At 54.0% G+C, this 24,476-nt stretch carries 28 protein-coding genes; 8 read left to right on the plus strand and 20 right to left on the minus strand.

The genetic code is table 11. From position 1 onward, the window contains the following. The coding region (locus ACSIPU_RS16235) for a hypothetical protein (protein ID WP_289191558.1) at positions 1–323 on the minus strand (323 nt) is incomplete at its 3' end. Between the two features lie 299 nt (positions 324–622). On the opposite strand from ACSIPU_RS16235, the gene ACSIPU_RS16240 reads away from it, so the two are divergent. Beyond that, positions 623–1,033 carry a Spy/CpxP family protein refolding chaperone gene (locus tag ACSIPU_RS16240; protein WP_024274753.1) on the plus strand — a complete coding sequence of 137 codons (411 nt, stop codon included), beginning with the start codon at positions 623–625 and terminating at the stop codon, positions 1,031–1,033. A gap of 35 nt (positions 1,034–1,068) precedes the next feature. Here ACSIPU_RS16240 and ACSIPU_RS16245 read toward each other — a convergent pair whose 3' ends face one another. Continuing rightward, positions 1,069–1,236 carry a hypothetical protein gene (locus ACSIPU_RS16245; protein ID WP_016808040.1) on the minus strand — a complete coding sequence of 56 codons (168 nt, stop codon included), beginning with the start codon at positions 1,234–1,236 and terminating at the stop codon, positions 1,069–1,071. Positions 1,237–1,254: 18 nt separating this feature from the next. After that, positions 1,255–1,956 carry a pirin family protein gene (locus tag ACSIPU_RS16250; protein ID WP_004115739.1) on the minus strand — a complete coding sequence of 234 codons (702 nt, stop codon included), beginning with the start codon at positions 1,954–1,956 and terminating at the stop codon, positions 1,255–1,257. A 104-nt stretch (positions 1,957–2,060) separates the two neighbouring features. Here ACSIPU_RS16250 and ACSIPU_RS16255 point away from each other — a divergent pair, with 104 nt between their 5' ends. Continuing rightward, positions 2,061–2,957 (plus strand): LysR family transcriptional regulator, encoded by an 897-nt coding sequence (locus ACSIPU_RS16255; RefSeq protein WP_004105985.1) that lies wholly within the window; start codon positions 2,061–2,063, stop codon positions 2,955–2,957. Between the two features lie 37 nt (positions 2,958–2,994). Here the strand turns inward: ACSIPU_RS16255 and ACSIPU_RS16260 are convergent, their stop codons facing one another. The 3 genes from ACSIPU_RS16260 to ACSIPU_RS16270 all read right to left on the minus strand — a co-directional run bounded on the left by ACSIPU_RS16260 (position 2,995) and on the right by ACSIPU_RS16270 (position 5,060). Beyond that, complete coding sequence (locus ACSIPU_RS16260; RefSeq protein WP_004105984.1) at positions 2,995–3,363, minus strand: DUF805 domain-containing protein; 369 nt, start codon at positions 3,361–3,363, stop codon at positions 2,995–2,997. Between the two features lie 126 nt (positions 3,364–3,489). Further along, entirely contained in the window at positions 3,490–4,476 is a 987-nt protein-coding gene (locus tag ACSIPU_RS16265) for a glutathione S-transferase family protein (RefSeq protein WP_053064447.1), read from the minus strand. Between the two features lie 191 nt (positions 4,477–4,667). Further along, positions 4,668–5,060, minus strand: coding sequence for a DoxX family protein (locus ACSIPU_RS16270; protein WP_004105982.1), 393 nt, complete (start codon positions 5,058–5,060; stop codon positions 4,668–4,670). Between the two features lie 170 nt (positions 5,061–5,230). Here ACSIPU_RS16270 and ACSIPU_RS16275 point away from each other — a divergent pair, with 170 nt between their 5' ends. Beyond that, positions 5,231–5,389: a hypothetical protein gene (locus ACSIPU_RS16275; RefSeq protein ID WP_187417753.1), complete on the plus strand. Its 159-nt coding sequence runs from the start codon at positions 5,231–5,233 to the stop codon at positions 5,387–5,389. A gap of 2 nt (positions 5,390–5,391) precedes the next feature. Here the strand turns inward: ACSIPU_RS16275 and ACSIPU_RS16280 are convergent, their stop codons facing one another. The 8 genes from ACSIPU_RS16280 to ACSIPU_RS16315 form a co-directional block, all read right to left on the minus strand. After that, a complete protein-coding gene (locus ACSIPU_RS16280; protein WP_004105981.1) occupies positions 5,392–5,691 on the minus strand; it encodes a YqjK-like family protein in 300 nt (99 codons plus the stop codon). Next, on the minus strand, positions 5,688–6,086 hold the full coding sequence (locus ACSIPU_RS16285) for a phage holin family protein (protein ID WP_004105980.1): 399 nt from the start codon (positions 6,084–6,086) through the stop codon (positions 5,688–5,690). The genes ACSIPU_RS16280 and ACSIPU_RS16285 overlap by 4 nt, the downstream gene beginning before the upstream one ends. 2 nt (positions 6,087–6,088) lie before the next feature. Beyond that, positions 6,089–6,394 carry a DUF883 family protein gene (locus tag ACSIPU_RS16290; RefSeq protein ID WP_004105979.1) on the minus strand — a complete coding sequence of 102 codons (306 nt, stop codon included), beginning with the start codon at positions 6,392–6,394 and terminating at the stop codon, positions 6,089–6,091. 45 nt (positions 6,395–6,439) lie between these two features. Continuing rightward, positions 6,440–6,808 carry a DUF1090 domain-containing protein gene (locus ACSIPU_RS16295; protein WP_004105978.1) on the minus strand — a complete coding sequence of 123 codons (369 nt, stop codon included), beginning with the start codon at positions 6,806–6,808 and terminating at the stop codon, positions 6,440–6,442. Between the two features lie 139 nt (positions 6,809–6,947). Further along, positions 6,948–7,325, minus strand: a complete 378-nt coding sequence (gene mzrA, locus ACSIPU_RS16300) for an EnvZ/OmpR regulon moderator MzrA (protein WP_160886235.1) — start codon at positions 7,323–7,325, stop codon at positions 6,948–6,950. Positions 7,326–7,333: 8 nt separating this feature from the next. After that, on the minus strand, positions 7,334–7,996 hold the full coding sequence (yqjA, locus tag ACSIPU_RS16305) for a DedA family general envelope maintenance protein YqjA (RefSeq protein WP_004105976.1): 663 nt from the start codon (positions 7,994–7,996) through the stop codon (positions 7,334–7,336). Positions 7,997–8,334: 338 nt separating this feature from the next. Then, entirely contained in the window at positions 8,335–9,111 is a 777-nt protein-coding gene (exuR, locus tag ACSIPU_RS16310; RefSeq protein WP_004105974.1) for a transcriptional regulator ExuR, read from the minus strand. 127 nt (positions 9,112–9,238) lie between these two features. Further along, entirely contained in the window at positions 9,239–10,540 is a 1,302-nt protein-coding gene (locus ACSIPU_RS16315) for an MFS transporter (protein ID WP_004115725.1), read from the minus strand. Between the two features lie 480 nt (positions 10,541–11,020). Between ACSIPU_RS16315 and uxaC the strand changes: the two genes are divergently transcribed. From uxaC to ACSIPU_RS16330, 3 genes are all read left to right on the plus strand, one after another. Further along, positions 11,021–12,433 (plus strand): glucuronate isomerase, encoded by a 1,413-nt coding sequence (gene uxaC / locus ACSIPU_RS16320; RefSeq protein ID WP_004105970.1) that lies wholly within the window; start codon positions 11,021–11,023, stop codon positions 12,431–12,433. A gap of 18 nt (positions 12,434–12,451) precedes the next feature. After that, entirely contained in the window at positions 12,452–13,939 is a 1,488-nt protein-coding gene (locus tag ACSIPU_RS16325; protein WP_004105968.1) for a UxaA family hydrolase, read from the plus strand. Between the two features lie 244 nt (positions 13,940–14,183). Beyond that, positions 14,184–14,738 (plus strand): YgjV family protein, encoded by a 555-nt coding sequence (locus tag ACSIPU_RS16330; protein WP_004105965.1) that lies wholly within the window; start codon positions 14,184–14,186, stop codon positions 14,736–14,738. Between the two features lie 16 nt (positions 14,739–14,754). Here ACSIPU_RS16330 and sstT read toward each other — a convergent pair whose 3' ends face one another. The 6 genes from sstT to ACSIPU_RS16360 form a co-directional block, all read right to left on the minus strand. Beyond that, on the minus strand, positions 14,755–16,002 hold the full coding sequence (sstT, locus tag ACSIPU_RS16335; protein ID WP_196558156.1) for a serine/threonine transporter SstT: 1,248 nt from the start codon (positions 16,000–16,002) through the stop codon (positions 14,755–14,757). 254 nt (positions 16,003–16,256) lie between these two features. Continuing rightward, complete coding sequence (locus ACSIPU_RS16340) at positions 16,257–17,225, minus strand: TerC family protein (RefSeq protein WP_004105962.1); 969 nt, start codon at positions 17,223–17,225, stop codon at positions 16,257–16,259. Positions 17,226–17,475: 250 nt separating this feature from the next. Further along, a complete protein-coding gene (locus ACSIPU_RS16345; protein WP_196558157.1) occupies positions 17,476–18,465 on the minus strand; it encodes a Gfo/Idh/MocA family protein in 990 nt (329 codons plus the stop codon). A gap of 69 nt (positions 18,466–18,534) precedes the next feature. Further along, positions 18,535–19,038: a M48 metallopeptidase family protein gene (locus tag ACSIPU_RS16350; RefSeq protein ID WP_014839612.1), complete on the minus strand. Its 504-nt coding sequence runs from the start codon at positions 19,036–19,038 to the stop codon at positions 18,535–18,537. 78 nt (positions 19,039–19,116) lie between these two features. After that, on the minus strand, positions 19,117–20,760 hold the full coding sequence (locus tag ACSIPU_RS16355; RefSeq protein WP_196558158.1) for a glycoside hydrolase family 43 protein: 1,644 nt from the start codon (positions 20,758–20,760) through the stop codon (positions 19,117–19,119). Positions 20,761–20,888: 128 nt separating this feature from the next. After that, on the minus strand, positions 20,889–21,755 hold the full coding sequence (locus tag ACSIPU_RS16360; protein ID WP_004105950.1) for a helix-turn-helix domain-containing protein: 867 nt from the start codon (positions 21,753–21,755) through the stop codon (positions 20,889–20,891). A 107-nt stretch (positions 21,756–21,862) separates the two neighbouring features. Here ACSIPU_RS16360 and ACSIPU_RS16365 point away from each other — a divergent pair, with 107 nt between their 5' ends. Together ACSIPU_RS16365 and rlmG are read left to right on the plus strand one after the other, a co-directional pair. Further along, the gene (locus ACSIPU_RS16365) at positions 21,863–23,206 is read left to right on the plus strand and encodes a glycoside-pentoside-hexuronide (GPH):cation symporter (RefSeq protein ID WP_123830009.1); all 1,344 of its coding nucleotides are present in this window, start codon (positions 21,863–21,865) and stop codon (positions 23,204–23,206) included. Between the two features lie 104 nt (positions 23,207–23,310). Beyond that, positions 23,311–24,441: a 23S rRNA (guanine(1835)-N(2))-methyltransferase RlmG gene (rlmG, locus tag ACSIPU_RS16370; protein ID WP_004115706.1), complete on the plus strand. Its 1,131-nt coding sequence runs from the start codon at positions 23,311–23,313 to the stop codon at positions 24,439–24,441. Positions 24,442–24,476: the final 35 nt, after the last annotated feature.

The following is a 24,476-nucleotide window of genomic DNA, read 5'->3' on the forward strand; positions in this document are numbered from 1 at the left end:
GCAGATGAATGACTGTCCACGACGCTATACCCGAAAGAAAGCGGCTTAACGGTCAGCTTCAACTTTTCAGCAAAACCCCTGCCAGCAATGGCGGGGGTTTTTGCTTCTGGCTTCGGGTTGAAACACGGGGCAGATGAATGACTGTCCACGACGCTATACCCGAAAGAAAGCGGCTTAACGGTCAGCTTCAACTTTTCAGCAAAACCCCTGCCAGCAATGGCGGGGGTTTTTGCTTCTGGCTTCGGGTTGAAACATGGGGCAGATGAATGACTGTCCACGACGCTATACCCGAAAGAAAGCGGCTTAACGGTCAGCTTCCACATTCAAAGAAAACCCTCGTCAGAAATGGCGGGGGTTTTTGCTTCTGGCTTCGGGTTTGAACAAAGAACGCGGGCAGTATGTGGGAAACCGGGCTGCCATCAACCGCATCATGACTCATACGGCCATGCATTCTCCTCGCCTGGTTTTATATATTTTAAATAAATGAATTGAATTATAGCATTCGTATTTAGTATATATTACTGATTTAACTACATTTATACGTACTATTTCTTACATTTCGTCATTAGCTTCTGAAAAATAATAGACCGCCACATCGACGATAATTAATCAGGATACAACAATGAAATTAATGACCCGCATTGCATTAACAGCCGCTCTCGCCACTGGGTTCTCCATGGCGGCTCAGGCTGCGGATGTTAAGGTTGCACCCGCTCCGGCGCAGGACCCGATTGTCCAGCACTTAAAACTGACTAACGATCAGATAACGAAAATTAAAAGCCTGCATCAGCAGCTGGAAAAAAACGTTCAGCAGATTTCCCAGAAAGATATTAAAGACGGCGTGTTGTTTGAGGTTATTGATTCTGGAAAATGGAACGAAAAGGCGGTCAAAGAGCAGCTGGCGGCATTTAGCCAGGTAGAGCAGCAGGCTCGCTATTATCGCGTGAAGTACTATTTTGATGTGAACCAGGTGCTGACGCCAGAACAGCGTAAGCAGGTACAAAAAGACTTAGCTCAGGAGCTGAGTGAGTAAATCCATCGGCCCCGCGCCCGGGGCCGATATTTGCATCAGGCGACGCTCTCTTCTTCCTGGAGCCGAATCTCCGCTTCCGCGACGATCGCTTCCAGCTCGCTTAACATCTCTTCATAGCCAAAACTCATCGTAGTGACGGTTTCCGATTGCGGCTGTTGCGCCGATAGCGCCACTTTTTTTGTTTTCTTCTTGCCCACTGACATACTCCCTTACTGCCGTTGTTACACTGGTAAATCTATCAGCAAAGCGCGCAGCGGCGTATCAGCAACGAGGGTAATGTTAGCTTCGTCACGAATAAAAGCGCCATCGCCGCAGGTCAGAGCCTGCTTCTCTTCTTCCTGCACCCGCGCATGCACCGTACCGTGAATCGACTGCAGGTAGGCGCGGGGGCCGTGAAGCTGCACGTTAAGCTGCTCGCCTTTCGCCAGGTCGATATGGTGGATCCATACCTGCTGGCGCAGCTGGAGGCTATGCTGGCTGCCGTCCGGCGAAGCCAGCAGCTGCTGCGATCCAGCGGCGATAGCGATTTTTTGCACCAGCGGGTTTTCGTGCTGTGGACAGGCATCCAGCCACAGCTGCATTCGCGTCAGCGAGCGATCTTTACTCAGGTTATGCTCGCTGTAGCTTACGCCAGGCTGAGTTGATATCAGCAGCGCTTCGCCGGCTTTTGCCTGAATATGGTTGCCATCGCTGTCGCGGTATTCCGCTTCACCTTCCAGAATCAGGTTCAGAATGTCGACTTTCGGGTAGGTCCGCGGCTGAAACGACGCGCCGGGCGCCAGAACTTCCTGATTGAGCACGCGCAACGATGCGTAGCCCAGCAATTTGGGGTCGAAGTAGTGGCCAAAGGAAAAGGTGTAGCGGGCCTGCAGCCAGCCGAAGTCTGCTTGACCGCACTGTTTGGCTGTTCGGGTTGTAATCATCTTCTTGACCTCTCTTTACACTAAATCAATGGTAAAGGTATGGACGCTGTATTGTTAGCCAGATATTCTGCCCGGTATATTCAAATTTCCTGAATGAGACTGCGATGGCTAAAGAGAGAGCATTAACGCTGGAAGCATTGCGCGTTATGGATGCAATTGACCGACGCGGAAGCTTTGCGGCGGCGGCCGATGAGCTGGGTCGGGTGCCTTCAGCGCTGAGCTATACCATGCAAAAGCTGGAAGAGGAGCTGGACGTCGTGCTGTTTGACCGTTCAGGTCATCGAACAAAATTCACTAACGTGGGCCGAATGTTGCTGGAGCGCGGGCGCGTACTGCTGGAGGCGGCCGATAAGCTGACGACGGATGCCGAAGCGCTATCGCGCGGTTGGGAAACGCACCTCACTATCGTCACCGAGGCGCTGGTGCCCACCACCGACCTTTTTCCTTTAATTGAAAAGCTGGCGACCAAATCGAATACTCAACTGTCGATTATTACCGAAGTACTGGCCGGGGCATGGGAACGCCTTGAGCAGGGGCGGGCGGATATTGTCGTTGCGCCGGATATGCATTTTCGCTCCTCTTCGGAAATCAACTCCCGCAAGCTCTATTCGGTGATGAGCGTCTATGTAGCCGCGCCGGATCATCCTATTCACCAGGAGCCGGAGCCGCTTTCTGAAGTTACGCGCGTTAAGTACCGCGGCGTGGCGGTCGCGGATACCGCCCGCGAGCGCCCGGTGTTGACCGTGCAGCTGCTCGATAAACAACCGCGCTTAACCGTGAGCACCATCGAAGATAAGCGTCAGGCGCTGCTGGCAGGATTGGGCGTTGCGACGATGCCGTATCCGCTCGTAGAGCAGGATATTGCCGAAGGGCGTCTGCGGGTGGTCAGTCCGGAATACAGCAACGAGATCGACATTATTATGGCCTGGCGTCGCGACAGCATGGGTGAGGCGAAGTCATGGTGTCTGCGGGAAATCCCGAAGCTGTTTATGGGAAGATAAAACAAAATGCGCCCCTTTTTTGTCGAGGGGCGCATCGTTAGTAAGAAGTCGGTTTAGGATCCGGCCCGAAGCGATTATTGCCTGGGGTGCCGTTCTGGCAATTGAATACCAGGATCACCAGCCAGCCGATAACGGGAATCAGCAGCAATAACAGCCACCATGCCGAGCGGTCGGTATCGTGCAATCGACGGAACTGCACGGCCCACCACGGTAAGAATATCAGCACGCCATAGATAGTGGTCAGAATCCCTTCTCCTCCGGCGCGCTGCCATCCCAGCATCTTATCAATGATGCTGAGTACGCCGGTGAGGATGATGTTGACCAGAATAAACATCCAGTACTCTTTGCGCCGGGCGCGGCCGCCAAATCCAATGTAGTTTTTTAATACTTTAAGATACCAGTCCATTTCTACGCCTCTGTTAACCGTCAATCACTTGTTTTTAAAGCGATCGAAATAAGAATAGACGTGAATGAAATGATGGTAAATATTTGTTTTGTGAATTATTGGGCGCAGCAAATCGCGCCCAATTGCCTAGCGGAAACGAAGATCGCGGCCGTGAGGTTCGTTAAGATCCTGCTGCGGACCAACGGAGATAATCCCGGTCGGGTTGATGGTTTTATGGCTACGGTAGTAATGGTTGCGGATATGGGCGAAGTCCACCGTTTCCGCAATGCCCGGCATCTGGTAGATATCGCGCAGGAAGCCATACAGGTTGAGGTAATCGCTGATGCGGCGTTTGTCGCATTTAAAGTGGGTCACGTACACCGGATCGAAACGAACCAGGGTGGTCCACAGGCGAATATCAGCTTCCGTCAGTTGGTTACCCGTCAGGAAACGATGCTGGCCAAGGATTTGCTCCAGACGCTCCAGAGCGGTAAACACTGCATCGACCGCTTCATCATAGGCCTGCTGGCTGGTGGCGAACCCGGCTTTATAGACGCCGTTATTCACATTGTCGTAGATCCAGCCGTTCAGCTCATCAATCTGATCGCGCAGCTCAGGCGGGTAGTAATCTCCTGCGCGGGCGCCCAGCCCGTCGAAGGCGGTATTAAACATGCGGATGATTTCCGCCGACTCATTGCTGACGATGGTGTGCTGCTTTTTGTCCCACAGCACCGGCACCGTAACGCGCCCGCTGTAGTGGGAATCGGCATGCAGATAAAGCTGATAAAGATATTCGTGCTGGTAGAGCGTATCGCCGGTGGCTGCCGGGAAGCTATCGTCGAAAGTCCAGCCGTTCTCGAACATCAAGGGATTAACCACAGAGACGGAGATAAACGGCTCCAGTCCTTTCAGGCTACGCAGAATTAAGGTGCGATGCGCCCATGGGCAGGCAAGAGAAACGTACAGATGATAGCGATCTTTCTCCGCAGCGAATCCGGCTTCGCCGCTTGGGCCCGGCGCGCCGTCGGCGGTTAACCAGTTGCGAAAGGCGGAAACAGAACGCTTAAATCGCCCTCCGGTGGATTTGGTGTCATACCAGGTATCGTGCCAGACGCCGTCAACTAATTGTCCCATTATTTCCTCCTTTATACCCGTCATACTTCACGTTGCTTGTGCGTTGGCTTTCCTCGCTCACCCTTTCAGGGCCAGCGCAAGCGCTGTTCAAAACGGTTAACCGTTTTGTCCTGCAACTCGAATTATTTAGGGCATAGATAATAAAAGCGAGGAGATGTCTCCTCGCTTTATATTTATTCAGTATAGTGCGCTTACCACTTTTTATTCAGTACGCGGTCGATACTAAAGGCGCCTGGACCGGTGATAGCCAGCAGCAGGAAGCCGCCCGCGATGGTCAGGTTTTTCATGAACATCAGCGAGTTCACGCCTTCAGCAAAGTTGCTGTGGAACAGGAACGCGGTCAGCACGGTGAAGCCGGCGGTGAACAGCGCGGTAGTGCGGGTCAGGAAACCGAACAGGATTGCCAGACCGCCGCCGAATTCAAGCAGGATCACCAGCGGCAGCATAAACCCAGGGACGCCCATGGCTTCCATATATTGTTGTGTACCCGCATACCCGGTAATTTTTCCCCAACCTGCGGTAATGAACAGAATGGGCATCAGAATGCGCGCTACCAGTACACCAACATCTTCTAATTTTTTCATTTCCTACTCCAGAAAACCCAAAGGGCGGCGATTTTGTTTTTCAAAGTAATCCAGCGTGTTACGCGGGGTTGCTGTCGATGGAGTGAATATTAGCGGGGCCGTGACGGAATTGTTAGCAAGGAAAACTGTAGATCTTCTTCAAAGATTCTGAGTGATTATTGATAAACCAAATGAATAGAAGAACCGCTATAGCGGCGCTGGAGATGAGAAAAGAAGAAATGAGAAGCGATGCGGCTGTCATGAAATTCAAGGGGGAAGCAGATCTGCTCATGATGCCGGGAGGCGGCTGGCGCCTGACCCGGCTTATATCATTCCGCTATGAACATTAGCCTCAGCGTGATGACGACTGGCGCAGCAGATTGCGGGCCATCCGCCAGGTGCTCCAGATACCGAGGCTGCGTTTTGCCCAGCGCATCAAAAAGCGCGGATGACGAACTGACCATATTGCCACGAGGCCGCTGCCGACCATTGCCCATGAACGCAGATTCAGCAGGGTATTCCAGCCCCGATCAATGGGCGCAGTTGCCTCAAGCCAATGGCGGTGGCTGGCGCTAAGGTCCAGCCGCTGCTGTTGGATCAGGCGCAGCAAAAGCGCTTTTTGTCGTTCGCGTTCCTGCTGTTCGCGGCTCATGGCTTATCGTCCTCCAGCAATGCGCGGTCGTTTGCCAGCTCCTGACGCGTGAAGCGCAGGAACGTTGAACGTCGGGCTTTGCGTAAGGTCCAGATACCGCCAATGAGCGCTGCCAGCAGCAGAACCGCCGTGGTGCCGATCATCACGTTTAATCGATATTGCGCATCGACCGCCCAGATGATCAGAACCAGCATGCTCATCAAACCAAACGCGGCGAACAGCAGCGTCAATCCGAGCATCAGGAATAGCTGGATGAGGTTGGCTTTCTCCTCTTCCAGCTCCACGACGACCAGGCGCAGGCGCGTTTCCACCATCTCAACCAGCAAAGTGACGATGCGCTGACCGATGCCGAAAACGCTTTGTCCGGGGCCTTGCGTGCTTTTAGAATTCGCCATAATTAACGACGCGTCAGCAGGACACCCAGCACCAGCCCGACGGCAGCACCAATCCCCACGCCGGTCCACGGGTTTTCACGGACGTATTCATCTGCACGCGCAGCGGTTTCTCGCGTCTGCTTCATGAGAGCGTCGCTGGTTTCACCCAGGCGTACACGGCTTTCCTTCAGCGCGCTTTCAGCTTTACTACGTAGCTTACCGATCTCTTCTTTCGACTTATCCGTGGAGGAGTTCAGCACTTCTTCCAGGGTATCAGCCAGCGTCTTCAGTTCCGCACGCAGGTCTTCTGCAACGTTATCTTTAGCCATGTTTATCTCCTGTTAAAGTGGTCCATATTGGTCTTGCTTAAGCGATTAGTACTCGCGAGATTGCAGCTCTTTCAGTTCTTGCTGCGCTTCTTCAAGTTTACGCTGGCGCTTGCTGATTTTATCAGCATCGCCTTTCTGTTCGGCTTCGCGCAGGTCGTTGCGGCGTTCGGCAATTTCTTCCTGCTGTTTGGCGATTTTTTTCTGGTGATCGGCTTTGAGCTGGCTGTCGCTGCAGTGAGCCTTCACTTCGCTCAGCGCCTTTTTCAGACCGTCAATACGATGCTGGTTATTATGCTTTTCTGCATAGCTGATCTCCCGCTGGATATCCTGCTCTTTTTCCTGGCAAGGGGAGATGGCAAAGGCGCTGGCGCTAAGTGATGACAGAACCAGGAGCAAAGCGATGCGGTGTTTCATGGATACTACCTTCCATTGTGCGGGGGAATAACCCCGATCCAGTTGATAAACGTGAGTCTGGTGACTTCCGCAAACTTAATGATAGTAAGTAAACCGGGAAATCACCAAACCGGGTGAAAATATTCGGAATTTTCGTTGATTACCCGAATCTGTGTGGCGTATCGCGCAGGCGGGAAATCCAGGCCGTCGGCGAATCATCGTCTTCCACTAAAGCGATAATATAACCATGCGGCAGAGCGCGACCCAAAACTTCTTTGGCGGCGGCTCCCTGAGCGCTGGAGTCAAACTTGATGAGCAGACCGTCATTCTGTGGCGTAATGCTCTTAAAACGGATGCCGTTGGCATCGAGATGGTGCCAGACGGAAAAACCGTCCGGCATGCTAATACCCTGGCTAACGGGACGAATAGCCAGGGTTGATTCCTGCTGCTGCACGGTGAGCCAGAGCCAGAACAGGCCGCACAGGAGTAACGAACCGCCCAGCATCCAGCTTATCTGACGTAGAGAGGCGCGCTTTATCGCCATTGTCAGCCCCGGCTCCTGTATTTTTTCTTCCACAGGACGATCAGCGAGCCAATCAGGCCGAATACCAGCAGCGCGACGGGCAGCAGCATCAGGCAGGACATCAGCTGATCTTCATATTTCAGGAATACCGGCGTTTTCCCCAACAGATATCCCAGCGAAGTCAGAATCAGCACCCACAGCAGCCCGCTCATCCAGTTAAAAAACTGGAAACGCGCGCTGCTCAGGCCCGACAGGCCGGCAATGGTCGGCAGCAGCGTGCGCACGAAAGCGATAAAACGGCCAATCAGCAGGGCGGAAAGCCCGTGCTTATGGAACAGATGATGCGCGCGCTGGTGGTAGTGCGAAGGGAGATGCGACAGCCAGTTTTGTACGATACGCGTATTGCCCAGCCAGCGGCCCTGAATATAACTTAGCCAGCAGCCCAGGCTTGCCGCCGCGGTAAGTAGCAGCAGCGTTTGTGGAAAACCCATCGCGCCTTTGGCAATCAGTACGCCCACCAGAACAAGCAGGCTATCGCCTGGTAAGAAGGCGGCGGGCAGCAGACCGTTCTCAAGGAATAAAATCATAAATAAGACAAAGTACAGCATGCCAATCATGGAGGGATTAGCGAGAGTTTCGTAATCCTGAGCCCACAAGGCATTCAATAATTGGGTTAATAGTTCCATTCACGATTCCTGGTACATCGGTTAACGGCACGTCTGAACGCGGCATATGCATGGCGACATAGCTTCTTATTGGATTATGGTCGCTACTGCGCTCTGAACGGTTCCCTGTTTAAAAGTGAAGTAAGCAAAAGCTTACTCTCAGAACGACAAAATGCATCTAATTGTAACAAACCCGCTGACTTTACGTCAGAGAAATTGCAGTTTGTTGCATTCTGATTTTGCTGATTGCGGCGGAGGGTGGCGAGTGTATTTACACAGGCTGACACTATATATGCTTTGCTTACCCTGAGGGCTTTTCGGGCAGCGCAGGAGTTGCTGCCCGGCAGGGAGATAAAGGGCTATTTTGCGCCGTTGGCGGCCGTATCGAGATGAACTACCGGATTATCGGCAAACAGGTAGCGATCGGCATTGAATTCAAAGTCATCGCTGGTTTCATTGAATAACATCAGCTTGGTATTTTCCAGATGCTGCCACATGGCCAGCTTAGCCGCATGAGGATCTTTGCGAATCAGCGCTTTCAGAATTTGATCGTGATCGTCGCACCAGTTATCGACGGTACGCGAGTCGATATGGTCATGCAGCTTTTTCCAGTACGGGTTATGTACGCGCTGGGTCCACATCTTTTCCACGATAGCGGCGAGGGCGGTGTTTTGCGTTGCCAGCGCCACCTGCACATGAAACTGAAGATCCCATTCGGAATCGCGAAAACACTTCTCTTTACGCGCTTTTTCCTGGATTTCCATCAACTTCATGATGTCCTGCTTGGTCACCTGAGTGGCGGCGAATTCGGCAATGTTGCTTTCGATCAGCTGGCGGGCCTGCAACAGCTCAAAAGGACCATAATTGGCGAATTCCAGCGATTCATCGGCAATTTGCTGATGTTTCGGATGATTGGAGATAACGTGGATACCGGAACCTTTGCGGACTTCAACGTAGCCTTCCACTTCCAGCATAATGATGGCTTCGCGAACGACGGTACGACTTACGCTTTTTTCGTCAGCGATAAACCGCTCTGCGGGTAGCTTATCGCCTACAAGGTAGACACCTTGTTCAATACGCGTCTTAAGCTCAGCGGCAAGCTGCTGATACAAACGACGCGATTCAGTGATTTCCATATTCGCTCCCGGGAGATGGCGACAATATTGGATTTGTTATACCACTTTTACGCGCTTCTCACCACAAGAAGAAATGAAAAAGCCGCCTTCATCAAGGCGGCTTCGGGAGGGGGGAGCCCGCGTTTAACTAGCTTTGCGTGGCAGGCTTACTGGTTTCCAGCGGAGTGCTGTCGTCATCCGCAGATTTATTTTTCAGTACGGTCCAGATGACCACCGCGCCCAGCACATCGAAGATGGCCAGTACGGCGAACAGCGGGCTAAAGCCGATAGTATCCGCCAGTGCGCCAACCACCAGGGCAAACATGGTGCTGGCCAGCCATGCGGCCATGCCGGTCATACCGTTCGCGGTTGCCACTTCGTTACGACCAAATACGTCGGAAGAGAGCGTGATCAGCGCACCGGACAGCGCCTGGTGAGCAAAACCGCCGACGCACAGCAGGGCGATAGCGACGAACGGGCTGGTGAACAGACCGATCATCCCTGGGCCAATCATCAGCAGCGCGCCCATCGTCACGACCATTTTACGGGAAACAATCAGGTTCACGCCAAACCAGCGCTGGAACAGCGGCGGCAGGTATCCACCGATAATACAGCCGAGGTCGGCAAACAGCATCGGCATCCAGGCGAACATGGCGATTTCTTTCAGGTTAAAGCCGTAGACTTTAAACATGAACAGAGGGATCCAGGCGTTAAAGGTCCCCCATGCCGGTTCGGCAAGGAAACGCGGCAGGGCGATACCCCAGAACTGACGGTTACGCAGAATCTGCCACGGAGACATTTTCTTGCCGTTGTTAGTCTGGTGATGAGACTCCTGGCCACCGATGATGTAGTCGCGTTCTTCGTCAGTTAATTTTTTCTGATCGCGCGGGTGTTTATAGAACACCAGCCACGCCATTGCCCAGGCAAAGCTCAGTACGCCGGAGATGATAAAGGCCATCTGCCAACTGTGCATAACGATAGCCCAAACCACCAGCGGCGGAGCAATCATAGCGCCGATAGAGGAGCCGACGTTGAAGTAGCCGACGGCGATAGAACGCTCTTTCGCCGGGAACCATTCGGAACTGGCTTTCAGACCCGCCGGGATCATTGCCGCTTCGGCGGCACCCACCGCGCCGCGCGCCAGCGCCAGACCGCCCCAGCTTCCCGCCAGCGCGGTAGAGCCGCAGAACACGGCCCAGGCGATAGCAAAGAAGGCATAGCCGATTTTGGTACCTAAAATATCCAGCACGTAGCCGGCGACAGGCTGCATGACGGTATAGGCAGCGGAATAGGCCGCGATGATATAGGAATACTGTTGGGTGGAGATGTGTAACTCTTCCATCAGAGTCGGCGCAGCTGCCGCCACAGTGTTACGCGTCAGGTACCCCAGCACGGTGCCTAAGGTCACCAGTGCGATCATGTACCAACGTAACCCTTTAATTTTACGCATGTAAACCTCATCGTTTGTTATATATCCGCAGCGGGTGCGGCTATCTTCTTGCCTGTAACGGCGGCGAAGAAGGTGAAACGGAGGGTTCAGGAGAGGAAACCTCGTATGGCCCGAACCTTGCCATTAACTGTTGTGTCTAATTCGGTGTCCATACCGGTAAATCCGACGTGATAGTTCGTCGGTAATGCATTCCGTCGGTTTATATGTTTCGACGGCAGCAAGATAACTTGTCATACAACTTCAAAAGTTGAGTGACGTCACAAAAGTGGGAAAGTTTGTGTGGGCATTCGTTCATGCGAGAAAGGCCAGAGCTGGCGCGCTCTGGCGGGCCGTTTACTCCTTTCATGGTACTTTTTTTGTCATCGTTTATTGATCTAACTCACGAAAAATACTTCGGTCTGTAGAAATTGGTGTGATAACTTTGTCAGCATTATAGTCAATCATCTGATGGGCTCCCCCGGGGGCGAAGAGGACACGAAAATGACACCGTTTATGACCGAAGATTTCCTGCTTGATACCGAGTTTGCCCGCCGTCTGTACCACGATTACGCGAAAGACCAGCCGATTTTCGACTACCATTGCCACCTGCCGCCGCAGCAGATTGCGGAAAATTACCGCTTTAAAAATCTGTATGACATCTGGCTAAAAGGCGATCACTATAAATGGCGTGCGATGCGTACCAACGGCGTAGCCGAGCGTCTGTGCACCGGTGATGCTTCCGATCGCGAGAAATTTGACGCCTGGGCGGCCACCGTACCGCATACCATCGGTAACCCGTTATACCACTGGACGCATCTTGAGCTGCGTCGTCCTTTTGGTATTACAGGTAAAGTCCTCTCTCCGGCTACGGCGGACGAAATCTGGAATCAGTGCAACGATCTGCTGGCGCAGGAGAGCTTCTCCGCTCGCGGCATCATGCAGCAGATGAATGTGAAAATGGTCGGCACCACCGACGATCCGGTCGATTCTCTCGAGCATCACGCTTCCGTCGCTAAAGACAGCTCCTTCACCGTGAAAGTGCTGCCAAGCTGGCGTCCGGACAAAGCCTTCAATATCGAACAGGCGACCTTCAACGACTACATGGCGAAGCTGGGCGAAGTGTCTGACACCGATATCCGCCGCTTTGCCGATCTCCAGTCCGCGCTGACTAAACGTCTGGATCACTTCGCCGCTCACGGTTGTAAAGTTTCTGACCATGCGCTGGACGTGGTGCTGTTTGCCGAAGCCAACGAAAGCGAACTGGATAGCATCCTGGCGCGTCGTCTGGCGGGCGAGGCCCTTAGCGAGCATGAGGTTGCGCAGTTCAAGACGGCGGTTCTGGTTTTCCTCGGCGCGGAATACGCCCGTCGCGGCTGGGTACAGCAGTATCACATCGGCGCGCTGCGCAACAACAACCTGCGCCAGTTCAAACTGTTAGGGCCGGATGTGGGTTTTGACTCCATCAACGACCGTCCGATGGCGGAAGAGCTGTCCAAACTGCTCAGCAAACAGAACGAAGAAAACCTGCTGCCGAAAACTATCCTCTACTGCCTGAACCCGCGCGACAACGAAGTGTTGGGCACTATGATCGGCAACTTCCAGGGGGAAGGTATGCCGGGCAAAATGCAGTTCGGTTCCGGCTGGTGGTTTAACGATCAGAAAGACGGTATGGAACGTCAGATGACCCAGCTGGCGCAGCTTGGCCTGCTGAGCCGCTTTGTCGGGATGCTGACCGATAGCCGCAGCTTCCTCTCCTACACCCGTCATGAATATTTCCGTCGCATCCTGTGCCAGATGATTGGTCGCTGGGTTGAAGCGGGAGAAGCCCCGGCGGACATTCAGCTGCTGGGCGAGATGGTGAAAAATATTTGCTTTAACAATGCGCGTGACTACTTCGCCATTGAACTGAACTAAGACCAGAGGTCGGTTGATATGCAATACATTAAAATCCATTCGCAAGATAACGTCGCGGTAGCGTTGGCGGATATGGCGGCAGGCACGGTAGTCACCATTGACGGCGATACGGTCACGTTGGCTCAGGATATTGCGCGCGGGCATAAGTTTACGCTGCGCGGCATTGCGAAGGGAGACAACGTCATTAAGTACGGTCTGCCGATAGGGCATGCGCTGGCGGATATCGCGCCGGGGGAACATATCCACTCCCATAATACGCGTACTAACTTAAGCGATCTCGACGCGTACAGCTATCAACCGGATCTTATCGAACCCGCCGCGCAGCCGGCGGATCGCGATATCCAGATTTATCGTCGCGCCAACGGCGAAGTCGGCGTGCGCAACGAGTTGTGGATCCTGCCGACCGTCGGCTGCGTCAACGCCATGGCGCGTCAAATGCAGAATCGATTCCTGAAAGAGACGAATGACGCGGAAGATATTGACGGCGTACATCTTTTCAGTCACACCTACGGCTGCTCACAGCTCGGTGACGATCACATCAACACCCGTACCATGCTGCAAAACATGGTGCGCCATCCGAACGCGGGGGCGGTGCTGGTGGTCGGCCTGGGCTGCGAAAACAATCAGGTTGATGCATTTCGCGAAACGCTGGGCGAGTTCGACCCTGACCGCGTCCACTTTATGATCTGCCAGCATCAGGATGATGAAGTGGAAGCCGGGCTGGAGCATCTGCGTCAGCTATATGACGTGATGCGCCACGATAAGCGCGAGCCGGGTAAGCTGAGCGAACTGAAGTTTGGTCTCGAGTGCGGCGGTTCAGACGGTCTGTCCGGCATCACCGCTAACCCGATGCTGGGCCGTTTCTCGGACTACCTGATTGCTAACGGCGGTACCACCGTGCTGACCGAAGTACCGGAAATGTTCGGCGCCGAACAGCTGCTGATGAGCCACTGTCGCGATGAAGAGACGTTTGGCAAGCTGGTGACGATGGTTAATGATTTCAAACAGTACTTTATCGCTCATGACCAGCCGATTTATGAGAACCCATCGCCGGGCAACAAAGCGGGCGGCATCACTACGCTTGAGGATAAGTCGCTGGGCTGTACGCAGAAAGCGGGCTCCAGCCAGGTGGTTGACGTTCTGCGCTACGGCGAGCGGCTGAAAGTGCACGGCCTTAACCTGCTGAGCGCGCCGGGCAACGATGCGGTAGCGACCAGCGCCCTGGCCGGCGCGGGCTGCCATATGGTGCTCTTCAGCACCGGACGCGGCACGCCATACGGCGGTTTCGTTCCGACGGTGAAAATTGCCACCAACAGCGAACTGGCGGCGAAGAAAAAACACTGGATCGACTTCGATGCCGGTCAGCTGATTCACGGTAAAGCGATGCCGCAGCTGCTGGAAGAGTTTGTCGATACCATTGTGGCCTTTGCCAACGGTAAGCAAACCTGCAACGAGCGTAATGATTTCCGCGAACTGGCGATATTCAAAAGCGGCGTCACCCTTTAAGTACTCGTATCTTTCACGCCACAGCTGCGGCGTGAAACCTTATTGAGTAATAAAGAGAGGCGTTTCAAAAGCGGCGTTTCTGAGTATGATGCGCCGTTTTGTCTTATACCCTAAATAATTCGAGTCGCAGGACAAAGCACTTGTGCTTTGAACAGCGCTGGCCCCGAAGGGGCGAGACCGCAGGCCGAGTAACGCGGCTAACGCACATGCAACTTGAAGTATGACGGGTATATAAGGATTTCCCATGACCGCATACTGGCTTGCCCAGAGCGTTGGCGTTATCGCCTTTCTGATCGGTATTACGACATTTTTCAATCGCGATGAGCGCCGCTTTAAGCTCCAGCTAGCCGTTTATAGCGCCACCATTGGCGTGCATTTCTTTTTGATGGGCGCCTGGCCGGCGGGTATGAGCGCCGAGCTGAATACCGTTCGTACCCTCGTCTCCATGCGCACCCGCAGGCTGTGGGTGATGACCCTGTTTATTGTGCTCACGCTGGTACTGGGGCTGGCGAAGCTGCAGCACGCTATGGAGCTGCTGCCGATTATTGGCACCCTGGCCAGTACCTGGGCGCTCTTTCGCTGCTCCGGGCTCACCGTCCGCTGCGTGATGTGGTGTGCAACCGCCTGCTGGGTGATCCACAACTTCTGGCTGGGTTCGATCGGCGGCACTCTGATTGAAGGCAGCTTCCTGCTGATGAACGGCCTGAATATCATTCGTTTCCGGCGGATGCAGAAGCGCGGTATCGATCCGTTTAAAGTGGAAAAGGCGGTACAGAAGGAAACCCCCTCCGCGCGTTAGCGGAGGGGGGGGGAGATTAACTGCGCAGGGCGTTCTTCGCCAGCTGTTCGTCTTCAGCGATACAGGCGGCAGCGGTGAACAGCGCATCGGTTGAGGAGTTCAGCGCGGTTTCGCAGGAGTCCTGCAGGACGCCGATAATAAAGCCGACGGCGACCACCTGCATGGCGATATCGTTCGGGATACCAAACATATTACAGGCCAGCGGGATCAGCAGCAGCGACCCGCCCGCCACGCCGGAAGCGCCGCAGGCGCACAGCGAAGCAACGACGCTGAGCAGCAGCGCGGTCGGCAGATCGACCGGAACGTTCAGCGTGTGCACTGCCGCCAGGGTCAGTACCGTAATGGTAATCGCCGCGCCGGCCATGTTGATGGTCGCGCCCAGCGGAATAGAGACCGAATAGGTATCGCGATCCAGATTAAGCTTTTCGCACAGCGCCATATTCACCGGAATGTTGGCGGCGGAGCTGCGGGTAAAGAAGGCGTATACGCCGCTTTCGCGCAGGCAGGTCATCACCAGCGGATAGGGATTGCGGCGGATTTTCCAGAACACCAGCAGCGGGTTAATCACCAGCGCCACCAGCAGCATACAGCCAACCAGCACCAGCAGCAGCTGGGCGTAGCCCCACAGGGTTTCAAACCCGGTCGTCGCCAGCGTTGACGCGACCAGCCCAAAGATACCCAGCGGCGCAAAGCGAATCACCACCTTAACGATAAAGGTCACCGCGTGGGACATATCGTTGATCAGATTTTTGGTGGTTTCATTGCCGTGGCGCAGCGCGAACCCTAAACCGACGGCCCAGACCAGAATCCCGATGTAGTTAGCGTTCAACAGGGCGTCAATCGGGTTAGAAACCATGCTCATCAGCAGCCCGCGCAGGACTTCAACGATGCCCGACGGCGGAGTAATGCTCTCTGCCGCTGCGTTCAGGTGCAGCGTTGACGGAAAGAGGAAGCTAAACAGCACCGCGGTTAACGCGGCGGCAAAAGTCCCCAGCAGATAGAGGAACAGAATCGGGCGGATGCTGGTTTTTTGCCCCTGCTGATGATTGGCGATGGAGGCCATAACCAGCATCAATACCAGCACCGGCGCTACCGCTTTCAGCGCGCCGACGAAAAGCGTACCCAGTAGCCCAACCGCGACGGCGGCCGATTTTGAGACCGTCGCCAGCAGTACGCCGAGTACCAGACCGATTAAAATTTGTTTGACCAGACTGCCCTGAGCCAGCCGCCGTAGCAGGGTCGATCGGGGTGATGGGGTTGCCATAATTCATTCCTTCCAGTGATGTCGCTGTCCGTCCCGGCTACGTATTATTTGTAACGTTTATGTCCGGATGTAAATAGATGTTTGCCTGGTTGAGTATACGGAAAGAACGCTATTGGGGAAGGGTAAAATGCTGTTTATCGCGCTGAGATCTTATTTTTTAACTATGCATTAACTATTTTGTGACATGAGTAAGAATAATGCGCGGCGAACGTTGCCGACCGGGTGAAACGGGTCTTCACCCGGTCGTTTACCTTTTATTGCAGCTGTTTTTTCTTATCGTTCTGCTTGTTGACCCAGGCGTTGATAAGCAGGGTCAGCACCAGAATACCGCCGACCACGCCCAGAGAAATGCTGATAGGAATATGGAAGAAATCGACAATCAGCATCTTGATGCCGATAAACACCAGAATCACCGACAGGCCATATTTCAGCATCGAGAAGCGCTCCGCGACGCCCGCCAGCAGGAAATACATCGCGCGCAGGCCAAGTATCGCGAACAGGTTGGAGGTCAGCACGATAAACGGATCGGTGGTCACGGCGAAGATGGCCGGAATACTGTCAACGGCAAAGATAACGTCGCTCAGCTCGACCAGGATCAGCACCAGCAACAGCGGCGTGGCGTAGATAACGCCGTTTTTGCGGGTAAAGAAGCGCTCACCCTCGATTTTATCCGTCATGCGCAGATGATTGCGGATCCAGCGCACCAGCGGTTTATCGCCGATCCCGGAATCATCCTCTTTCGCCAGCGCCATCTTCACGCCGGTAAACAGCAGGAAGGCGCCGAAGACGTAGAGCAGCCACTCAAACTGAGAGATCAGCCAGCTACCGGCGAAGATCATGATCGTACGCAGCACGATCGCGCCCAGTACGCCGTAAACCAGCACTCTGCGCTGTAGCGCAGGCGGAACGGCAAAGTAGCTGAACAGCATCAGCCAGACGAAGACGTTATCCACGGCCAGCGCTTTTTCAATCAGATAGCCGGTGAGGAACGCCAGCGCTTGCGGGTCGGCCACGGCGCGACCTTCGGTCTGCACCAGATACCACCAGAAAGCGGCGTTAAACAGCAGCGAGAGGGTAACCCAGAGAATTGACCAGCCAGCGGCCTGCTTCATGGTCATGCTATGTGCACCACGCCGTCCCTGCAGCAGCAGATCGATAGCCAGCATAATGACCACGACCACTGCGAATCCGCCCCATAACAACGGTGTGCCGACAGTATTCATTACTATTTTCCTTACATAAAAACAAAACGGCTGACGTCGGAAGACGGCAGCCGCTGCGCTTTTATGCATAGACCTCGCCTTCCGGCAAGGTCTCACTTACAACAAGAATCTGTTGCCCGGCGACCGGATGCGGTTTTTCACGCATCGTAATGACGATCGGCCGGCAAGGAAGTTACTCCCCTTTGCGCGTAACAAAGTATTACAGGTTATAAATGGCGTCAATGGAGGCCGACGGACCATTTACACAGCTTTACGCCACCGGTTGACTATCCGCCGGGAACACGACCCCGGTCTGGCGACGAATTTCGCTCAGCAGCTTCGCCGTGATGTGGCTCACTTCCAGACCCGGATGAACCACCTCGTTGGCTTCGACCAGACGCGCGAACTCCTCCGCTTCATACAGCATCGTATTGATATGCTGCGGCTGGGTGAGATCCTGAGACTTGCCGCCGCGCGGCACGAAACACACTTTCTGGCATTCGGAGATTTTTTCGATCACCAGCGCGCCGGCTTCGCCCTGAATTTCGCTGGGGATCGCCGAGTCGCTGACCTTTGAGTGGTGCAAAGTGACATCAAAATCCCCGTAGCTGAGAACGACCGTGCCCTGGCCATCGACGCCGCTCTCCAGCAGGCTGGCGGTTGCGTGCACCGCGCGAGGCTCGCCCCACAGCGCGACCGCCGAGGCCAGGCAGTAAAAGCCAATGTCCATAATCGAGCCGTTAGAGAAGGCCGGATTGAAGGTGTTGGGATTTTCACCGTCGAGATAGCGCTGATAGCGGGAAGAGTACTGGCAGTAGTTAATAAAGGCTTTGCTCAGCTTGCCGATCTTGTCGAATGATTGTTTAAGCAGCAGGAAGTTTGGCAGGCTGGCGGTTTTGAACGCTTCGAAGAGCACCACGTTATTTTCCCGCGCCGTCTTAATGGCGGCTTCCACTTCCTGCAGATTCGAGGCCAGCGGTTTTTCGCAAATGACGTGCTTTTTATGGCGCAGAAACAGGCGGGTTTGCGGAAAGTGCAGCGAGTTTGGGCTGGCGATATAGACCGCGTCAACGTCAGGACTTTGCGCTAAATCTTCCAGCGAAGTGAAGAGATGTTCGACGGGATAATCGCTGGCGAAAGCCTGGGCTTGCTCAAGGCTGCGGGAGTAGATGGCGGTGAGTTTATATTTGCCGGTTTCATGGGCGGCATCGACAAACTGCTTGGTTATCCAGTTTGTGCCAACAACTGCGAAACGTATCATAAACGTTGACGAACTCCGTAAAAGGGACCTTTCGTCACTGTAGCACGGCATCATGACAAAACCAGTGCGCTATGGCGCAGAACGCTCTAACGAAAGCTGGGTCAGCCACAGGCGGGTATCAAACTCCAGCTGATGGTACTGCGGCTCCATATGGCAGCACAGCTGATAGAACGCTTTGTTGTGCTCTTTTTCCTTCAGGTGCGCCAGCTCGTGCACCACGATCATCCGCAGAAAATCCTCCGGCGCATCGCGAAAGACGGTGGCGACGCGAATTTCGGCTTTGGCCTTCAGCTTGCCGCCCTGAACGCGGGAGATGGCGGTATGCAGGCCGAGCGCGTTGTTAAGCACGTGGATCTTGTTGTCGTACATTACTTTGTTAATAGGCGCCGCGCCGCGCAGATAGCGGGACTTCAGATCCTGGGTGTACTGATACAGCGCTTTATCGTTGTTGATATCGTGGCCCTGCGGATAGCGCTTTTTCAGCACCTCGCCGAGACGGTTCTGTTCGATTAACGCGGTGACCTGCGCCAGCAGGGATTCAGGGTAGCCCTGGAGATAGGTTAAAGTGCTCATGTGGCCTGTTTGCGTAATTCAGCGACAACAGCCGCGGATTCTAGCACCCCGCGCGGGCAGGATGCCAGAAAGGCAGCGTTACTCGATTATCGCGTCTTCGACCGCCCGGTAGCTAAAGAAGTCAAACAGCGCCTCTTTACGATGCAGCATGCTATCCACGCAGGCCATGCCGACAAACGCGCCGGTAAACTCGCCATAGCGGCTGTATTCATCGGAAAAACGCGAGGTGTCGTAGACCGCGCCGATGTTGAGGTATTTTTCGCCATCCACGGACCACGAGCACTGTATCTCCCGGCCATTAATCGCCATCGCCAGATAGATTTCCCCCTCCGTAAGGTAGATTTTCTGCGGGTCGTCGTGACGCTCACCGTTGTCCATATAAATGATGGCCAGCTGCGCTGCGCCGGAGGCTTCATCCCAGGTTTTATGCAAAAACAGATAGTTCATATTGTCGTAGTAAAGCGCCAGGCCCGCGCTATGCTGATAAATCTCCGGGCTGAAATCCATTTTTGTGGTGATGGTGGCGTATACCGAGGTGAGCTTTTTCGCCAGCAGGCTGACTTTATTCAGCGAGCTCAGCGACTCCTGACCGCGTAAGGCAAGGTAACCCGCTTTACGCTCAAGGCTGGTAAAGCGCTGAAAGCGGATCCGCGGCGCATAGAAGGCGTTATCCAGCGTCTGCCCATCAAAATCATCCCTGTCTGGTTTAGCCGGAAACGGCTGAGAAGGCAGATTAGACTCTTCCACCTGGTGCTGAGCGAGGTTCCCCCCGGCCGCCATGCGCAGCCAGCCATCGTCGCTCCATACCATCTTTTGTATCGCCGTCTCGCGGCCTAGCGGGCAGCGCAACTCCTGGCGGAAGGGTCTGCTGCAAAGGTGGGTTAACCAGACTTCCCCCGTCGGGGACTCGACGTAGCTGCCGTGCCCGGCCTTTTGCAGATAGGTTTGCGGATTGAAGTAGTGTGGTTTGAGATGACCTGCATCGTGGCGCTCGTTAAAATTCTCCGGCCAGGCGGTGACGATAGGATTTTGCGGATCGCCTTCATAGGGGCCAGCGACCTGCGTTGCGCGCGCCATAGTGACCGCATGGCCGTAACCGGTGCCGCCTTCAGCGACCATCAGATAGTAATAGTCGCCGCGGCGCGTCAAATGCGGTGCTTCTATACAACCGCGATCGGTCCCGCCGCGCCAGATCCGCTGCGGATAGCCGACAACGCTTTGCCTTTGCGGTGAATACTCCACCAGGCAAATGGCGCCCGGTTTTTCGTAACCTTCGCGGGTTTCCCACTCCAGTGAAACGATCCATTTTTTACCGTCGCTGTCGTGCAGGATAGAAGCATCGAAGCCGGCCGAGTGAAGATAAACCGGCTCACTCCACGGGCCGCTGATTTCACTGGCGGTAATAAGATAGTTATCTACATCAAAATAACGCGAATTCATGGAATTCATTACGCCATAAATAACGTAGAACAGCTTTTCCTCTTCACACCAGGTAAGGCTTGGCGCCCAAATACCTTTGGCGGAGGGCAGCTTTTTTAAATCCGGATTCGTATCATCGGTGAGAACGTGGGTGAGTAATTGCCAATGTTTGAGATCTCTCGAATGGTAAATCGGCAAGCCGGGAAACCATTCAAAGGAAGAGACAGCTACATAATAATCATCGCCGCGCCGACAGATACAGGGGTCCGGATTAAAACCTTTAAAAACAGGATTCTGAATCATCGTATTTACCCTTAATGCGCAAAATATAGCGATGATTGTAAACAGGCGATAGCAAAGGGGATATATAGACTCTGGCTATTTATATAATAAACGTCTACTTATCCGGTGACGGCGCTCACAAAACCGCGTTATTTCTCCGCCCGGCTGCCTACGGCATCGGTGCTTCTGACTTTATGACGGAAGGCCAGCGGGGTGTCGTTCATCATCTCCTTAAACTTGAGGCAGAAGTAGGCGCTGTCGGTGAAGCCGGCGCTTTGCGAGATATCGCTGATCTTCAGGTCGGTATTGGTCAGCAGGTTGATAGCGATATTGAGTTTGCGCAGCAGCATAAATTTTTTGAAGCTGATACCGAAGGCGGATTTAAAGGTGCGGGAAAACCAGGATTTCGACCACCGGCAGCGGCGGGCGGCTTCTTCGGTCGTCATCTCAAAATTTTCATTTTCATCAATGGATTGCAGAAGTTCAATCAGCTCGCTGAGGTAGCGGTGGTTGGTCCGTTCGGTAATGGGGACGGAATCTTTCAGGCTGTTAAAGGCATGCAGCAGCACGCTCTGCATCAGGGAACGGAACAGCGAATCGGCAAAGTCGCTGAACTCGCCGCACCAGCTCAGGAGCAGCTCCAGACGCTCGGCTTCCTCGCCGGAAAGGTAAGCGACTGCGCCGCAGTGCGCGGCGGGTAGCGACAGGTCATATCCCTCAAGCCACTCTTTTTCGAATTGCATAAGATAACGCTTGTGGCTGGCAGCGGCCGGCAGCGTCATTTCATGGATCAATAAGGCAGGGACGAAAACCAAGGTATTGTTTTTTATCGTAAATTTTTCATCACCAATCGAATAGCTGCCTGCCGACTCTCTGAACCACATCAGTTCGTCCATCATATGAAAATGGGGGACTACGTTTATGCCATTGAAATCATTTATGTTATCTACCCGTAAGGTAAATAGCTCGCCGGCGCCCACCGGGATCTTTTCGAAAACGGGAGATTCGTCACTCATCGGGTACACTCTTCTTATATTTAACAGGATGATTTATACATAATCGGTAGGCCCTTCGCAATAACGTACAGAGGACAAATATTAATGATGTTTCTGGCGGAGGCGCGATGAACACTGTCCGTATCAGTATTAAAGAAAAATTTAGCTATGGGTTAGGGGATACCGGCTGTAATTTAGTCTGGCAAACAGTGATGCTGTTTATGGCCTGGTTTTATACCGACGTATTTGGTTTAAGTCCGGCGCATATGGGAACCATGTTTCTCGCGGTAAGGGTATTAGACGCGGTGACCGATGTATTAATGGGGGCGGTGGCGGATCGTACCCGAACTAAATATGGGCAATTCCGTCCTTATATTTTATGGTTCGCCATTCCTTTTGGCGTTCTTTGCTGCTTAACTTTTTATACGCCAGATTTCGGCTATACCGGCAAGCTCATTTATGCCTATGTTTCTTATACCTTATTATCGCTGGTCTATACAGCGATTAACGTTCCGTATTGCGCGATGATCAATAATATTTCTAACGACTCCCGCGAGCGCGTATCGCTCCAGTCCTGGCGCTTTGCGCTCAGTACGCTTGGCGGCCTGATTGTTTCGCTGACCGCGCTACCGCTGGTGGCGTGGTTGGGCCAGGGGAACGTACAAAACGGTTATTTTTACACCATGATCGTAATGGGGGGCCTGAGCATCATCCTGTTCTTTATCTGTTTTGGCCTGACGAAAGAGCGTTACACCACGGATATCGCGGTCAACAACCAAAGCAGCATTCTTGACGATCTAAAAACTCTGCTCGCCAACAAGGACTGGCGCATTTTGTTCGCGCTCAACGTCGTTAACCTGATTGCGGTGCTGTTTAAAGGCGGGACCACGCTCTATTACGTCAACAACATTATGGGGCGGGCGGATCTGGGTAGCCTGCTGCTGACCACTACCCTGGCCTCGGGCGTGCTGGGGGCGATGCTCTCACCGTTTATCTTTAAAAATATTGATAAAGTGAAAGGGTTTAAAATCTCGATGGCCATCGAGGCGGTGCTGCTGACGGGCATGTACTTTGTCCCGGCGGGGAACGTGGCCGCTATCTTTGCGCTGGTGATTATCATCAATATTATCCAGCTGGCCGCCACGCCGCTGCAGTGGAGCATGCTGTCCGATATCATCGATGCGGAAGAAAAACGCAGCGGTAAAAAGCTCAGCGGGATCGTTTTTTCAACGAACCTGTTTGCCATCAAGCTGGGGATCGCCATCGGCGGCGCGCTGGTGGGCTATATGCTGGCCTGGGGCGACTACGTCGGCGGCGCAGCCCAGCAAACCGAGTCCGCACTGCAGATGATTAAGCTGTTGTTTACCGTCTTCCCCGGCGTGCTGGTGGCGCTGCTGATTGTTATCATGAGCAAATATAGTCTGGACGATAAGCGCCTGTCGCGCATGGCGCAGGACGACCTCCCGGCGTAACGGGCTATCGCCCGGAAGAAGGAGATAATCGGCGCATCTCTATTCTACTGGGCGGAGTTTGCGTATAAACTCGCGGGTTTTAGAGTTCCGGAGGCACAAAGGCGATGAGCCAGGTAGAGTTAAACGGTGAGTTATTCACATTAGAGCGGTTCCCGCCGAATGCTGAAGAGGAAGCGCTTCAGGCGTGGGAAGCGGCGGATGAATATCTGCTGCAACAGGTGAATGATGTCGACGGCCTGACGCTCATTTTCAATGACAGCTTCGGCGCGCTGGGCTGCGCGCTGGCGGAACGCAATCCGGTCAGCATCAACGATTCCTACGTCTCTGAGCTGGCGACCCGCTACAACCTGCGGATGAACGGCATTGATGAAGAGAGCGTACGTTTTCAGGATCCCCTGAGCGAACTGCCCGCAGCTCCGGCACTGGTGCTCATTAAAGTACCAAAACAGCTGGCGCTGCTGGAGCAGCAGCTGCGCGCTCTGCGCGCGGTTGTCACGCCAGAAACCCGCATCATCGCCGCTGCGAAAGCTCGCGACGTCCACAATTCCACCCTGGCGCTGTTTGAGAAAATCCTTGGCACCACCACCACATCGCTGGCCTGGAAAAAGGCGCGGCTGATTTTCTGTACCTTTACCGCGCCTGAGGTAGCCGATGCGCCGCAAACTTACAGCTGGCAGCTGGACGGTACACCGTGGACGATTCACAACCACGCCAACGTGTTTGCCCGCAGCGGCCTGGATATTGGCGCGCGCTTCTTCCTGGAACACTTGCCAGTAAATATTGAAGGCGAGATCGCCGATCTCGGCTGCGGCAATGGCGTGATTGGCCTGAAAGCGCTGGCTTTAAACCCCGACGCCCGGGTGATGTTTACCGATGAGTCCTATATGGCGGTCGCTTCCAGCCGACTGAATGTCGAAACCAATCTGCCGGATGACCTCGAGCGCTGCGAGTTTATGGTGAATAACGCGCTGTCCGATATTGAACCGGACCGCTTCGCCGCCATCCTCTGCAACCCGCCGTTCCATCAGCAGCATGCGATCACCGATCATATTGCCTGGCAGATGTTTAACGATGCCCGTCGTAGCCTGAAGTACGGCGGCGAGCTGTATGTCGTCGGTAACCGCCACCTCGATTATTTCCGCAAGCTGAAGCGCGCGTTCGGTAACTGCACGACGATCGCCACTAATAATAAATTTGTGGTTTTAAAAGCGGTGAAATTGCGTAAGGCGCGTTAAAAGATAATAATCTCGTTCCTGGATAAGCAGGCCGC

This window comes from Klebsiella sp. HN106 (assembly GCF_051209435.1).
Classification (GTDB): Bacteria; Pseudomonadota; Gammaproteobacteria; order Enterobacterales; family Enterobacteriaceae; genus Klebsiella; species Klebsiella oxytoca.